Genomic DNA, 14,650 nt, shown 5'->3' on the forward strand with positions numbered 1-14,650 from the left:
AAAAGCAAAGCGATCAAAAAGCGAAGCGATCAAAAAGCGAAGCGATCAAAAAGCGAAGCGATCAAAAAGCGAAGCGATCTACTTACTATTCACCATATTATTGCGAATTGCATACAACACCAAGCCTATTCTACTTTTCACCTTAAAATGCTTGAACAAAGATTCACGATATCCATCGATGGTTTTAGGACTCAAACACATTTCTTGTGCAATTTCCTTGTATGTCATTTCCGTACAAGCCAATTTTAAGAATGTCATCTCAGTATCTTTCAACGGTTTTCCGTTTTTAGTATCTTTATCATCTCCATGAAGTGAATTTAATAACGTAGTTGCAACACGTTCCGAATAATAAATTCCATTAGAAATCACTTCATTTAAAGCTTTATAAAATATTTCTGGATGAATATCTTTCAGTAAATATCCTTTAGCGCCTAAACGCAGCATTTTTATAATTGTTTCTTCATGATCGTCCATAGAAAGTGCCAATACTTGAATACTTGGTCGGTTATCTTTGATCCATTCCATCGTTTCAAAGCCGTTCATTACAGGCATGTTAATATCTAATAAGATAATATCTGGGACGTTTTCGGATTCTAATAATTTCTTTATCAGTTCACTTCCATTCTTTACATGGTATAAAACCTCAAACTCATCAAATGCATTGACCAATCCTTGCAAAGATTGCGCAAAAAGCAAATGGTCATCTACAATTACAACTGAATGTTTTTTCATTATTTTTATTTATAGGGATAGGATAAAGTTAAGGAAACTCCTTTATTTTTTGCAGATTTCATTGCAAATTCTGCATTTATGATGGCTGCACGACTTTTCATATTAATTAATCCTGAGCCTTTTTCTATTTCTCCTTCTTCAAAACCAACACCATCATCTTGTGCTAAGATAATCAATCGATCGGATTCAAAATTCAAAGTTACTTCTAAACTTTTAGCTTTTGAATGTTTAATTGCATTCGAAAAGAATTCTTGTAAAATACGGAACAAAATAATTTCTTCTTTAATATCTAAAGATCGTTCTTCTCCATGAGTCTGCAGAGTTGCGACTAAGAAATTTAACTTGTTAAATCGATCTAACTCTACTTCTATCGACTTAATAAGTCCCATATTTTGGATAATCTCGGTATTCATTGTTTTTGAGAGCAATCGGATTTCTTGCAAACTCTTTCCAACAATTTCACTAATATCGTCTAATTTTTCTTTGTTTTCTTCGGTAAGTTGTGTTCCTAATATATTGATATGCATGCGTGCTACTGACAATAGCTGCCCAATATTATCATGCAATTCCCAACTCATATTCTGCAACGCTTGCTCTTGAATTTCTATTTGCGATTTGGCAATTTCTTCCATATACTGCTTCTCTGCTTCTTTCTTTTCAAGAATAAACTTCAGTTTACGCTTTTGAAAGAATACAAACAAGATGATGACAGTAATTAACAAAATAAGCAACACCATGGATGTTGCTGCTACAAGCATTTGTACTTCTTGATCGTTCATAAGATTTCTTCAAATAATATCATTTTTAAGGAAACGTCTTTAAATTCGATTCTAAACTAATAATTTTCCTCTTTTTTTTATGTAAGAACACTAAAGTAACAACTACTAATATTCCTACAATAAAAATCGTTGAAGCGCAAATAAAAGCCAATGTACGTATTTCTGTTGGTGTCATATCTTTTTAGATTCTTGCATTTTTCTATAGGATTTGTAGAATCCTATAATATAACAACTATACATAATTAGATTTAGAGAAAATAAGACTAAGCTATATATCCATTTATCAACATTTAAAAATAATTTAGAAGCAAAGAAAAACGGCATGTAAGTTGCATAAAACAGTAAAATTCCTAAAGCGAACCAGAAAACAGTTGAATCCGTAATATTAAGTATACTATCCTTACCAAATATTTCAATAAAATAAAAACAAATAGTTATTAATAAAAATACTGTTCCTACACCATATGTATAAAATTGAAAACCAGTTAAGAAACCTTGGCCATACATTATATTCCAAAAACTAAAAATCCAATATAAAACAATAAACAAGTTAACAAGTTTTTGCCTGCTTTTTGAATCTAACATCAGCCTAAACCACCATAAAAAGAAAGTTAATTGAACTATTGTATATGTATTATATACTGGGTAATTACGCATACCAAATAATTCAAAATAATATCCTCCAAAAAATTCAGTCAAAACAACATAAAAAATGCTGAAAATAAAATATTTGGCTTTAGTGTTTGCATAACTGGAATACGTAAAGCAACCATATACTAATACTATTAAAGCCAAATATTTTGACAAGAAACGTAGTTCTTCCATTAATTATTTTAGTATTATCCTCCGTAAGTATTAATTGGTGGTTTTCCACCATCTCCATAATTCATAGCTGAAATAGTAGTAATGTCTTTACTATCGTTTGCATCACCCGATTTTCCTCCTTCACTCATTCCTAAGCTTGCTTTGGTTGGACACATAAATAATGTGTTTCTTCCTGCTTTAGACTCATCTTCTGTTTCTGGATATACGCCAAAATAAAATCGGATACCATTAACATTAATTTTTTGCTCTAAAGCTTGTTCTTTTACATAATTAATATAGCCTTCTAAATCCTCTAGAGAATACCAGCTAGAACAACAGAAATGATCTTCATTTTCTACTCCAAAGCCTTCTTTTTGCTTGTCTTTGTAGCATAAATTTAATGCAGCTGCTTGCTCATTATTAATAAGTTTGTTTTTAGGGGTTTTGTAGTCACTCATACTTCTAATATTATTGATTATTGCCACCAAGTTATTTATAAAGAATCACAATTAAAAATGTTAATATGTGACTGTTGCTATTATTATAGGTTAAAAAACTGATAACTAGATTTTTAAACAAAAAACACAATCAAAATTTCAGGATTTTTCCTTTTACAAAGGGGAAAAACCCCCTTTTAATAAAGGCTCTTTCCTCTTGTGTGCTATTTTTTAACAACTTAAATTCGCTTCACAATAAATAATAGATTTGCCATAAATGACTTCCCTAGACAGAAATATGAATGCTTCACGCATTATTATTCAATCACACATTGATAAAGCTTTTACTGAAAAGTTTATTCAATGGAATGACGGTTTAAACTATACTGAGTTTATCCGTGCATTATGGCGTTTGTTTTTATATCATGACAGTTTTAAAGAAGGAACACAAGATATTTTAGGAAAGCTAACCGAAGAAGATGCTATGCAATTACTTTCCGATGAGATTGATATCACAAAATTGAAAGCTTCTTAAATAGTATTTTATCTCTTGTATGTTTTTGTGCCAATTTGATGATGCTTTTTTGATCTAATTGCAAAATTCTTGGATAACCTCCTGTCGTTTGACAATCTTTCATCAATACAATCAATTTTCCCGAAGGCGTTAACTGAATTGTTCCTGGCAATACTGCCGAAGTGATAATTGATGGACACTCATTTTCAATAGTTTCATGCAGCTGATACGCCATTCTGTTATTTAAACCTATAGAAAATTCAGTATTGAATAACTTTTCTTGTTGCTGTTTTGATAAAAAATCAAATTCCGGACCTTTGTAAACGTGTATTTCTTTATTTATAAAAATTTCTTTTTGAAGTGCGATGTTTGCTTTAGAGCCAATTTGTTTTACATGTGCTTGATATGGAATGAAATCTCCTGTAGCAATTCGGGATTTTGGAGTGATTGCATCATAGTAACTTCTACTTTTCAATATTTTTTCGGTTTGAAACCCTTTTTTTACGGCTAGATACGTTCGAACACCATAATTTCGCTTACCAAACTTCAATTGATCGCCTTTACTGACGTTTAGAGGAACATTTAATCGTACTGCTTGATTATTTAGTATTGGTGACAAATAAGCTCCGCAAATGACAATTTGAGTAGCTTCATGAAAACACACACTAACTCCTTGTAAAGTCATTTCTAAAACGGCATCGTTTTCATCGTTTCCTAAAATGTGATTCGCCAATTTCGCATGATATTCGTCCATAACTCCCGAAACTGGAACGCCATAATTTCGATACTCAAATCTTCCTAAATCTTGAATCGAAGAGTATAATCCGCTATGCAAAATCTCTAACATATTTCAGTCGATTTTAAAGTGTAATTTCCGTTAGAAACTGCTGTTAAAATTTCATGATATTCTTCAAGTGTAATTGATACAAATTTTATGAAATCACCTGCTTTTGCAAAACATGGATTTTCACTTGAAACATCAAAAAAATTGATGGGAGAATTTCCTAAAATTTGCCAACCACCTGGACTCGATTTTGGGTAGATTCCTGTTTGCATTCCACCAATACCAACAGCACCTTTTTTGACTTCTAATCGCGGTGTTGATTTACGATCAATATGCAATCGTTTATCGAGTCCGCCCAAGTATAAAAAACCAGGTAAAAAACCGATAGAAAAAACTTGATATTCTGAAGCTGTATGAAGCTTAATAATTTCTGTTACAGATAGCTTGTTTTTTTGAGCGATTTCTTCCAAGTCAATTCCAAATGAAGCATCGTAACACACTGGAACTTCCCAACAAAATCGTGCTGAAGTCTGTATTTTGTCAAATTCTAGCAAAAACAAATGTTCCAACAAATGTTGGAGTGTTCTGAAATTTATTTTTAAATTATCATAAATAATTAATAATGAATTATTTGATTGAATTACATCAAGTAAAACTTTAATATTAAAACTCAATACTTTTTCTTTATATTCCAACACGTTATTCAGCACTTTTGCAGCCATTTTGGCTTCCCAAGTAAGCAATATTCCTGAATCACCATACATTGTATAGCTAGGAAAAGTTGGTTTTGAGAGTTGATTTTTAGCATTGAAATGTGAATGCAATTGTTGTACAATTTCAATCGCATATAAGGTATCTGAATGCACACAAAACGTATCTGATTTTAATATGATTTTTTGATTAGAAATGGTTTGTACTTTTTGTTCATTTTTAAGTCTAGAAACATGTGGAATAACCTCCTCTATTTTGGTTAAAATCGCATTGTTCTTTTTACGTGAAACGAGTGTTAAATCATCGTTGTAATTTCGATCAGCAAAAGCTTCATAAACGATCTCAAAATTTTGCTGTAAAGCGAACGTTTCAATCACAGAATTATATGGAACATAGAGTTTATATTTGCCTTTATATTTTGAAATTGCTTTGAGAAATAGTTGTGCTTTTTCTTCACTTTTTGCTACATCATTATACAGTGCTCCATGCGGTTTTATATGCACAATTTTTGCTGCATGTAAAGCAACAATTTCTTCTAGATTTGTGATTTGTTGTTGTATCGTTTTGATGAATTCGGCGGAAGCCATATCTACAGAAATACGTCCAAAATTTTCCCGATCAGGATACGAAGGATGCGCGCCAATTTCTACTTGATATTTTTTTGCCAGCGCAACTACTTCATGCATGGTTTCCGCATCACCTGCATGTCCGCCACACGCAATATTGCATGCATTGATGTACGGCATGAGAATTTCCTCATTGTCTACGCCTTCTCCAACATCACAATTGATATGTAGCATTTTTTGGGTTTTGGGTTTTGGGTTAAGTTGTTTACTTTCTTAGTATTTTCATAGCATAAACTCTTAAACTTAAAACAACGTATAAATTCCTTTTACCCCAAGAATTATGGTAATTAGAATGATACAAATAGCTAGTATGTTTTGAAATAACGTGTTCTTGTAATTCCCTAAAACATTGGCTTTGTTAACTATCCACACTAAAAAGATAGCGACAATTGGTAGTAATAAAGCATTGGCTACTTGAGCAAACGTAATGACTTCTAAAGGTTTAAATTCTAGAGATGAAAATACAACTCCCAATATTAAAATGATTGCCCAAACGGCTCTAAAACGATTGTCTTTTAAGGAAGCTTTCCAGCCAAAACAACTTTTTGCTACATACGCAGCCGCTAAAGGCGCTGTAATTGCAGAGGTGATTCCTGCTGCAAATAAGCCAATTCCGAGTAAGTATTTTGCATTTTCTCCGTATAAAGGTTCTAATCCTTTCGCTAGATCTAAAGCGTTGTCTACGTTACCTCCTGCAATTGCCGTAGCTGCTACAATAATTGCTATAGAGACAATTCCTCCTAAAACTATAGAGATCATTGTGTCTTTTCTAGCACTTGATAAATCATCTTTTGTTTTCCATTTTTCTTTGACTAAGGATGCATGCAGAAAAAGATTGTACGGAACTACTGTTGTTCCTATCAATCCAATAATAATTAAGCTACTGTTTTCTGGAAATGAAGGTGTAAATGTTCCTTTTAGTATAGCAACAATATCTGGTTTCGTAAGAATTGCCGTGATTAAAAATGAGATACTCATTATCAATACAAGTGCTACCAAACTACGTTCTAGTATTTTATAGTTTCCTATAAATAGTACTATAAAAGCGATAATTCCGATCAATATTGGGTAGAATACAGCAGTTTCTTTACCAAAGACTTGCATTCCCAATGTTGCGCCGCTTATATTCCCTGCCTCGTATGCTGCATTTCCAATAACAATTGCGCCTAGAATTAAGAAGATTGCTATGTTTCGTAACAACGGACTTGTTATTTGCCCTTTTATAACTTCCGCTAATCCTTTTTGCGTAACGATTCCTGTGCGAGCTGCCATTTCTTGTAATACAACCGTTGCAATGATAGATAGCAACATTGCCCACAGTAAGCTGTAACCAAATTGCACACCGGCTTTGGTACACATCGTAACCGTTCCTGGTCCTATAAACGCTGCTGCAACAAGCGTTCCTGGTCCTATATTTTTAATCCATTTGAACATTGGCTGCAGTATTTAAAGCATAGATTGCAAATGAACCTAACCAGTGTGTTCCTTCATAGTTATCGTCTACAATGCTTGGTAGTGAATAGTTTATGTGTTGATTTGCAACATTTTTTAAGTGTGCATATTCAGGAAATTCGTTGGCAATTCCGTATAAACACCATGCTCTACTGAAATTGACACCATCTAAATGCACTAGTTTTCCATCAGTACGATCAGACACTTTTCCTTGCGCTAGTTGAAAATCTTTATCTGCTAGTTGTGGTAAGAATTTGTTGAGCCACGTTTTAAAAGCTTCTTTCCCTAATACTCTTCGCATGATATCTGCTTCTTCCAGACATGGTGATAGAAAGTCAAATCCGCTTGGTTCCCAAGATATTGGACAGTTTTCATCAGTCATGTAAAAGTCTTTTGCTCTTTGCTCTATGAGACTTTTTAAGGCTGTATCTTCCACAGTTTTAGCATAATCATAGGCAAATGTGAGTCCAAAAGCTGTATTTGTGTGTTCTCCTACTCTGATTGGGTAATTTAGTTTTGGTAAGAAATTTAAATATCCTTGTACAATTATATCAGTCATAGGTTGTAGATTCGCTTCCAACTTGCGTGCTAACGGATCGTCCCAAGTATGTAATTCTTCTGCGAGTTTTAGCAACCAAGCCCAACCGTACGTGCGTTCAAACGATTTGTTGTATTTTCCTTTGAAGTATAGAATTTCGATTTCTATATTTTCTTTGGATATGTTTTCGGCTAATTTCTCTCTGATTTCTGCGCTGTTTTCTAAGTTTGGAAATTGCTTTAGTAAAGTTACCAACGACCAATGTCCGTGCACAGAAGAATGCCAGTCAAAACAACCGTAAAATGCTGGATGCAATACTCTTGGAGATTGTAAATCTTCTTCACTCCCAATGGTTTGATTGAGTTTGTTAGGATATTCTTCCTGCATACAATGCAATGGTAATGCTGCTAAACGATTGGCTTCTGCTAAGGATAAAGCGGCTATTTTACTAGAGACTGTGATGGTTTTACTTGTTTTTGTAGTTTTTGGTGTTGTTTTCTTGATTTCTTTGGTTTCTTTTGGTTGACATTGTACAAAAATACAAAGCATCAAAAAGTAGCTAATTTTTTTCAATTTTGATGGTGTTTTGGTTGAAGCTTCAATATAGGAATTTTGTTTGGAATGTTGGGCTACTAGATTTCTAGACTTCTTAGATTGTTAGACTTGTTAGATCTTTAGACGTATTTACCTAGACAAGCTCAGCACAAGTGTTTTTAGATTGTTATATGTTGAATTATTTTTTTAGATACAGTGTGAGTTTTGCATAATCGATAATAGCTTCTTTTTCACTTAGAATGTCAGCACCTATGATTCCATCTATTTCTTCTGTTTCATAGTTTTCTAATGCTTTATTGACTACATCTAAATTCATTAAAAATACGGTGTAATCTTTTAACTCTAGTGATTCTAGACGAAGTGTGTTTCCTGTAGATTCTTGTAATAAGATGTCTGTAATTCCTGCGCTTGTGGCTAATTGTTCAGAAGTTTCAGCTTTCATTTTAAATTTTGCTTTTGCTTTTGCATCAACTGTGGTTGAATTTGCTCCTGTATCTAAAATAAAGTTTCCTTCTACGCCATTGATAGAAATTTGTAATTGCAAATGCCCTGTAAATATTTTAGTCAGTGGAATTTTTACATATCCATTTTTTAGTAAAATCCCCTCTAAATTTAATTCGCCTTTTACTGTTTCTTGAGAAGATTTGTGTGTTTGTCTAAATTCAGTACTAAAACTGTACCCTACAAATAGTGCTACACAAAGTCCAATTGTAATTAGTGTTTTTTTCATAAAAATCTCATCAAAAGTGCTATTACTGCAATATAATTAATTTCTATCTGATGTTTTGTTGATGAGATACTTATTGTAGCTAAAAAAAGCAAGTCAAAGCTTGCTAGAATATAAGTGTTTTTTAGTGTCTATAATGATTTATGGTGTGCAGATAACCCAAGAACATCCGAGCCCGTAACCTTGCTCAGTTAAACATACTTCAGGTCCGCAACTTCTTGGTCTAGCACAACTTTCAATTACCGTGCATACACCTGGAAGTGGTCTTTTAGATATTTCTATTGGGTTTGCCTGTCCTGCTTTAGGTTGTTCTAAATTGGAAATAACATTTTTGTGCAATGTTAATTTTTGAAATTTTATTTTTTTCATAATAACTGTCGCTTTTAATGAATCAAATTATATTTTCAATTGATTTAAATTAGAAACGTTGAAAAAGCAAACCGAAATTTGCTTTTTCAACATCATTTTATGCACCTGGTGCTGCACAGATTAACCAAGAACAAGGAAATCCGTATCCATTTTCAGTAATACAAACATCTGGTCCACAACTTCTTCGAATTGATTCACAAATGTCTGGGCATCCAGATCCTACGCGAGTTCCTACTGGTTCTGCTCCATTTGCTGCTACCCCACCTTTTACTTGATCAAGGTTTGAGATTGCATCTTTGTTTAACGATAGTTTTTTTAGATTCTTTTTTTTCATCTGTTGATTATTTTTAGTTCATTTAATTAAGAAAAGCGAACCTAAGGGTTCGCTTTTAAAATTCTTTTTTAAACAGCTCCAGCATTTACTGGCACAACGTTGTTACAAGGTGTTGTGAAATTAGGACAGTCATCTCCTTTACATTGTGTTTTTCGAACTGTATCACATACTTCACAGTTGGACCATACATTTGTCCCTACAGCGACTGGGCTTGCTGCTGCAGCTCCTGCTACAAGTCCTCCTCGTAAATTATCTAGTCTAGAGATTGCTCTTTTTTGAAGGCTCAATTTGTTTACATTCTTTTTTTTCATGATTTTAAGAATTTTTAAAATGGTTATTGATAATTAAGTTTTTTACAATTTTTCAGCATCCTATTTGTAGGTATCTTTGACTGAAATATCGATATTAAAATTACCCTGTTTTTAACCTATTTAAAAACAATTGTGACGAATGAATACTTTTTGTGATGAATGATTAGATGCCTATTTTTAATTAAACTGAGTTCTATTTTGGCGTAGCACAGATAATCCATGAGCAAGGAAAACCGTAGTCAAATTGTGTTAAACAAACAATTGGAACACAGCTTTTGAGTCTTGTGTCACATGGGTTTTGACATGCTGACCCAAATTTAGTTCCATTTGGCTCTGCTACACCTCCTACAATTTTGTCAAGATTAGAAACTACATTCTTTTTTAGTGTAAGTTTTTTTAGCTTTTTTTTCATAATACGCTTCAATTTTAAATGGTTGATTCAGAAGATTTAGAAGAACAAATTTTGTTCTCACCAATAATAAATTGATTTTCAAACATTTAAAAATGATTGTGACGAATACATCTAATTTGTGGCGAATGAACAACTATGAATTTTTGCTATTTTTAAGATGATAAAGAATCTGCTTTACATAACTTTTACTAACCGGAATTTCATCTTTGGCAGTTTCTAAAAACAGTAAGACACGCTGTGAATTCCCTTTATGTATTTTTACTTTTTGAATGTTTACATAATATTGTCGATGACATTTTATAAGGAAATTATACGATTCTAAACGTTCCGCTATAAAACGTAAAGAAGCTCGGAGTAACTGTGGTTTTTTATCTCCTGTGGAGTAAATTTCTACATAATTTCCCGATGCTTTGATATATTCAATCGTTGAAGGCATTACTTCAATACATTGATTGACTATAGGCGATTTTAAGATGATTCTTTTGTCTGCCTCAATAACTTCACTTGCTTTTGTAATTGATGTTACTATGTTTGATGATGTATTTGGAGTTGTATACAATCTATCGAGAAGTACTGTTATAATGAATAGAGGAACTGCAATCATAATTGACCTCGGAATCGTAACTAGCATGTAATAAGTGGAATCGACTTCGCCAACGTCCATCATAAATCTGTGATAAACTGTCCCAATAAAACCAGCTACACTCAATATTGCTACTAATAACAGCCAATGATGATAGGTTTTCCAGTCACGATTCCCTTTGGCAAATTGTAGTTTCCGAAAGCATAACCAATACAAAGCATAAATAACAAGTGTCGTATTGATTCCATACCCTAATTGAATGATTTTGATAGGAATTTCAAACTTTGGAATCGCTAAGTAATTGTCATACGGATCAAAGATGTAGACAAAGATGGTAAGCACAATTCCAACAACTACAGCAAGTTTAAAGTAATACTTTTGATTGTCTATTAGTTGATGTTTTTGCTGAAAATAATACGATAGATTGGTTAGTGTCACTGTTTTGTATTTAAAAGGCAATTTGAAATTACAAAATTGTTTTTTGCTTCGATTACGGTTTTACCCTTCTTTGTGACGAAATTCATGTTTTTGTGATGAGTGATATAAAAAAGTATCCAACATCAATGTAATTGATCTTAGATACTTTTAAAATAAGATGAATACAATTTATTCTTCTCCTTCTTCAGTTAGTTTTTTTAATTCTTCATCATTTAATTCACTTAACTCAAGTAAACTATTGATGTCAAAACCTACAGCTTCACTTGCTAATCCAAAAGCCATTTGTTCTGAATTCGCAGCTATTTCTGGAGCATTGGCATCATTAGTATTCACTTCTTTTGCAACCTCTTTATATTGCTTCATGAAATTTGTAATACCTAATAACTCATCATAAGCTGTTACATGTTGATATGCTGCTTGTGCAAAGAATCGAGTTAAACTTTCTAAATCTTTTAGGTTTCCTTGAAGTGGTTTTGGAATCCAAGAATCTGTAAGGATTGGGTTTTCTCTAAAGAAATTAAATAATTCTCTAGCTTTATTATCCATAGGATCGTTAAATGTACCTCCTAATGATTTTAAAGGTTGAATTTGCTTGTATACAACTTGTGGAGGAAACCTATCTTTATTAATCGTATTTAATATGGCTACAAGTGCTAATGTCTTGAAGTTTTCATTTGTAATTTTCTTATTGCTATAAAGATCAGGGATTTTGACTAAATCATTTTTATCCCAAGCCATTGGCACTATATCTAAATCATTTTTCACTCCATGGTAGTGAATTTTTTTATCTTTAATTTGTTTTTCATAATAATGGATAAAGCTTGTGCTTGACCTAAAAAAACTCGTTTCTACACCTATAGTTGGTCCAGCACTAGGATATGTTGATATAGTTATAGCTGTTTTAGAACCAAGTTCAGCTTTTTTATCAGAAATGAACAAAGCTAACGCAGGTGAAAGTGCTCCTCCTAGACTATGTCCAGTTACTGCAATTTCAGTTTCTTCTATTTTTTTGTCACTAATAAACTTTGTGATTGCTGTAAAAAAATCAGTTCCATCAGATTGCATTTCTTTAGTTAAAATATGCAAGCCTGTAGCCGTTCCTTGTGAAATTGAACCATATCCACTACCTGTAATACTTCTCCATTTTTTAGTGTTTTTTACATCAAAATCTTCTTTCATCCAACCAAAGCTTGAAATAGAATTGGTTCCTGCTATTGCGATTACAAATAGCTTTTGTGCTTTTGAAAAGTAAACTCCCATCGTATTATCTGCTCTGGCAAATGACGAGTTTTGATCATTTGAGTATACAACTGGTCCCCAAACTGTTTCCCAATCATCTCCAATATATTCTTGTGTTCTTTTATCTGATAATACTTTATTAGATACAGCTGTTACATAATTCTGTAATTTTTCATAGGATTTTTGGCAAGTTGATTCGTCTTCGAATATTTTACCAAATCCTGAGTTACTTGCAAACGATAGACTATGTATAATTCTTGCTTTTTCTTCTTGTGTTGTTTCTGATATATTCATGATTTTTGGTTTTGATTAATTATTAAATTGAGATAGATTTTAAAACAACATTACTAACACAGAAAACATGCTATGTTAGTAATGCTATTTATTGAATGACTTTTAGTTATTCGCCGCTTCTGCTAGTTTTCCTAAGTCATTAATTTCACTATTTTCTATAGCTCTTACTTTTTGATTAGACATTTTAACCCATTCTCCATCTCTTAAAAATGAATAGTTGGCAGTTCCTGATTCCCAGTTGTCTTCTAATAAGATTCTTGCTTCAAAATTCTTTAGACTACCTCTTTCATTTTCGGTATATCCGCTAACAACAATCATAATATGACAACTTGTATTTGTACATAAGTAATTGTATTTTCCTGTCACAGCAGATTCTACATGTAACGGTGGATTTACTGCTTGAAAAACTACAGAACGTCCTTGCACTGTTCTTGTTTTTGGAGTTACTCCAAGGTTCATTGTACAAGTAATTGCCCCTGGCATACTTTCTCCGATAAGAAGATTTAATAGAAATACATTTGGTACTGAATTTGACATAACGATAAGTTTTAATTGATTTTCCTACTCTATTTAGGCTTTTCGGATTCCGCCATGCAATGCGTAAAAATGATATCATTTTGTTGCTTTACATGGTAAAAGTAGTTGTCAAATTGGCGTAGATTCTGAATTATTCGCGAGTGAAGAGATTTGTTCCGTGAACGATGAAATGTGAAGAGCGAGTTATTTATTGAAAAGTATATTTTTAAAATCTGCATACAAAAACGCCAGATTGAAACGATATCAATCTGGCGTTTTTAATGAGTTTACGAAAAGATTAGTCTTCATAAATTATCAATAGTTCTACTTCGCGTTCTGCTTTGCTGAGTTTTAAACCTATTTTGGCTAGTTCTTCTTTGAAAGAATTTTTCTTTTGTGGATCGAATACAAAATCAATATCCAAAAATTCTAAATAGTTGGTTTCGTCAACCACAGGAACTGGCGTTTCGTTTTCTATATAATCTGAAAACTCAGCCATACGAATCTTCTTAGCATGAAATTCATATCCTCTAAACTCTAAAGTACGTTTTTTAGTTTTCGATTTTAGCTTTTTCAGTTTCGTTCTATCAATCACACTTAGTACATACACAGGAATGGTACGTCTTGAAAGTTTTGCTTTTACAGCAAAGGTTTCTTCTAGTTTTTTTATTCCTATTTGATACATTTCATCTCCAGCCTTTTCTGTGATGATATCTAAACAATATTTATTTTTTGAATCTTTATAACTGTACTTTTCTTTATCAATTTCAAAAACAGTTCTCGTATATGTCTTTTGGTATAGACTTCGATACATGCTTGGTACCGTTTGATTGATGATTGTAATACGTCTTCCATTGAAGGTTTTATCTTTTAAATACCCTTTTGAATAGGAAGCAACTCCTTCAAAGCCGCCTTTAAGCAACACACGTTTAGCATTTACATCTTTTACAGGAAACGGATCTGCCTCATAATCAAATGTGATGTTTTCTTGTTTGTATGGCAACGAAATTGTCTCGCCTGCTTTTACCGCTTCAATCACTTCTTTGGTAATGTTATCAGTAGACGTTATTGCCACTATTTCTCCAACTGAATTTATAATGATTGCATGCGATAATATTCTATAAGGAAATAGAGTTTCTAACGCTTCTGTTTGCAAACCAAACCAAGCTTTTGATGGCGAATTGTCTATAAATCGTTGCAAACGCTCAGGTTTGTCTTCTGCAATTCCAATGACTTGAATGTCGTTTGGAAACATTTCTTGCAATTTGATTAAATTCTTCATTGCAGGAATGCACGGTCCGCACCAAGTTGCCCAAAAATCAAGAATAACAATTTTGCCTTTTAACTCTGATAATGAAGCTTCTGAAGTTGGTGAATTCAATAAGTTTGAAAATTTGATATTAGGAACTGTATCTCCAATTTCCAGTTTCGTTTGCGCGTAGGTCATCCTGGTCAATGCCAGAAGCACCAACAATATTGTTTGTTTTTTCATTTT

The 14,650-nt window shown here is 32.7% G+C and carries 18 protein-coding genes; 1 reads left to right on the forward strand and 17 read right to left on the reverse strand.

What is annotated here, in order from left to right; all coding sequences use genetic code 11:
* Nucleotides 1–78: 78 nt before the first annotated feature.
* The 4 genes from ACRBBL_RS00165 to ACRBBL_RS00180 all read right to left on the reverse strand — a co-directional run bounded on the left by ACRBBL_RS00165 (nt 79) and on the right by ACRBBL_RS00180 (nt 2,773).
* Nucleotides 79–732 (reverse strand): response regulator, encoded by a 654-nt coding sequence (locus tag ACRBBL_RS00165; protein ID WP_431367014.1) that lies wholly within the window; start codon nt 730–732, stop codon nt 79–81.
* Nucleotides 733–737: 5 nt separating this feature from the next.
* The gene (locus ACRBBL_RS00170; protein WP_431367015.1) at nt 738–1,511 is read right to left on the reverse strand and encodes a sensor histidine kinase; all 774 of its coding nucleotides are present in this window, start codon (nt 1,509–1,511) and stop codon (nt 738–740) included.
* A gap of 171 nt (nt 1,512–1,682) precedes the next feature.
* The gene (locus tag ACRBBL_RS00175) at nt 1,683–2,336 is read right to left on the reverse strand and encodes a hypothetical protein (RefSeq protein WP_431367016.1); all 654 of its coding nucleotides are present in this window, start codon (nt 2,334–2,336) and stop codon (nt 1,683–1,685) included.
* A gap of 14 nt (nt 2,337–2,350) precedes the next feature.
* Nucleotides 2,351–2,773 (reverse strand): hypothetical protein, encoded by a 423-nt coding sequence (locus ACRBBL_RS00180; protein WP_431367017.1) that lies wholly within the window; start codon nt 2,771–2,773, stop codon nt 2,351–2,353.
* A gap of 256 nt (nt 2,774–3,029) precedes the next feature.
* Between ACRBBL_RS00180 and ACRBBL_RS00185 the strand changes: the two genes are divergently transcribed.
* Nucleotides 3,030–3,287, forward strand: coding sequence for a hypothetical protein (locus ACRBBL_RS00185; RefSeq protein ID WP_431367018.1), 258 nt, complete (start codon nt 3,030–3,032; stop codon nt 3,285–3,287).
* On the opposite strand, the gene ACRBBL_RS00190 is transcribed toward ACRBBL_RS00185, so the two are convergent.
* From ACRBBL_RS00190 to ACRBBL_RS00250, 13 genes are all read right to left on the reverse strand, one after another.
* Nucleotides 3,265–4,113, reverse strand: a complete 849-nt coding sequence (locus tag ACRBBL_RS00190) for a biotin-dependent carboxyltransferase family protein (protein WP_431367019.1) — start codon at nt 4,111–4,113, stop codon at nt 3,265–3,267. The genes ACRBBL_RS00185 and ACRBBL_RS00190 overlap by 23 nt on opposite strands.
* The gene (pxpB, locus tag ACRBBL_RS00195) at nt 4,107–5,561 is read right to left on the reverse strand and encodes a 5-oxoprolinase subunit PxpB (RefSeq protein ID WP_431367020.1); all 1,455 of its coding nucleotides are present in this window, start codon (nt 5,559–5,561) and stop codon (nt 4,107–4,109) included. The genes ACRBBL_RS00190 and pxpB overlap by 7 nt, the downstream gene beginning before the upstream one ends.
* Nucleotides 5,562–5,630: 69 nt before the next feature.
* Nucleotides 5,631–6,821 carry an Nramp family divalent metal transporter gene (locus ACRBBL_RS00200; protein ID WP_431367021.1) on the reverse strand — a complete coding sequence of 397 codons (1,191 nt, stop codon included), beginning with the start codon at nt 6,819–6,821 and terminating at the stop codon, nt 5,631–5,633.
* Entirely contained in the window at nt 6,805–7,950 is a 1,146-nt protein-coding gene (locus ACRBBL_RS00205) for a DUF2891 domain-containing protein (protein ID WP_431367022.1), read from the reverse strand. Before ACRBBL_RS00205 ends, ACRBBL_RS00200 begins: the two co-directional genes overlap by 17 nt.
* Before the next feature lie 160 nt (nt 7,951–8,110).
* A complete protein-coding gene (locus ACRBBL_RS00210; protein WP_431367023.1) occupies nt 8,111–8,662 on the reverse strand; it encodes an aspartyl protease family protein in 552 nt (183 codons plus the stop codon).
* A gap of 138 nt (nt 8,663–8,800) precedes the next feature.
* Nucleotides 8,801–9,028: a hypothetical protein gene (locus ACRBBL_RS00215; RefSeq protein ID WP_431367024.1), complete on the reverse strand. Its 228-nt coding sequence runs from the start codon at nt 9,026–9,028 to the stop codon at nt 8,801–8,803.
* A gap of 97 nt (nt 9,029–9,125) precedes the next feature.
* Complete coding sequence (locus ACRBBL_RS00220; RefSeq protein WP_431367025.1) at nt 9,126–9,362, reverse strand: hypothetical protein; 237 nt, start codon at nt 9,360–9,362, stop codon at nt 9,126–9,128.
* A 68-nt stretch (nt 9,363–9,430) separates the two neighbouring features.
* The gene (locus ACRBBL_RS00225) at nt 9,431–9,673 is read right to left on the reverse strand and encodes a class I lanthipeptide (RefSeq protein ID WP_431367026.1); all 243 of its coding nucleotides are present in this window, start codon (nt 9,671–9,673) and stop codon (nt 9,431–9,433) included.
* A 193-nt stretch (nt 9,674–9,866) separates the two neighbouring features.
* Entirely contained in the window at nt 9,867–10,085 is a 219-nt protein-coding gene (locus tag ACRBBL_RS00230; RefSeq protein WP_431367027.1) for a hypothetical protein, read from the reverse strand.
* Nucleotides 10,086–10,218: 133 nt separating this feature from the next.
* On the reverse strand, nt 10,219–11,106 hold the full coding sequence (locus ACRBBL_RS00235; protein WP_431367028.1) for a LytR/AlgR family response regulator transcription factor: 888 nt from the start codon (nt 11,104–11,106) through the stop codon (nt 10,219–10,221).
* A 168-nt stretch (nt 11,107–11,274) separates the two neighbouring features.
* Nucleotides 11,275–12,639: a lipase family protein gene (locus tag ACRBBL_RS00240; RefSeq protein ID WP_431367029.1), complete on the reverse strand. Its 1,365-nt coding sequence runs from the start codon at nt 12,637–12,639 to the stop codon at nt 11,275–11,277.
* Nucleotides 12,640–12,741: 102 nt separating this feature from the next.
* Nucleotides 12,742–13,176, reverse strand: coding sequence for a DUF1842 domain-containing protein (locus ACRBBL_RS00245; RefSeq protein WP_431367030.1), 435 nt, complete (start codon nt 13,174–13,176; stop codon nt 12,742–12,744).
* A 277-nt stretch (nt 13,177–13,453) separates the two neighbouring features.
* Nucleotides 13,454–14,647, reverse strand: coding sequence for a redoxin domain-containing protein (locus ACRBBL_RS00250; RefSeq protein WP_431367031.1), 1,194 nt, complete (start codon nt 14,645–14,647; stop codon nt 13,454–13,456).
* Nucleotides 14,648–14,650: the final 3 nt, after the last annotated feature.

The organism is Kordia sp. (assembly GCF_050633145.1).
Lineage (GTDB): Bacteria > Bacteroidota > Bacteroidia > Flavobacteriales > Flavobacteriaceae > Kordia.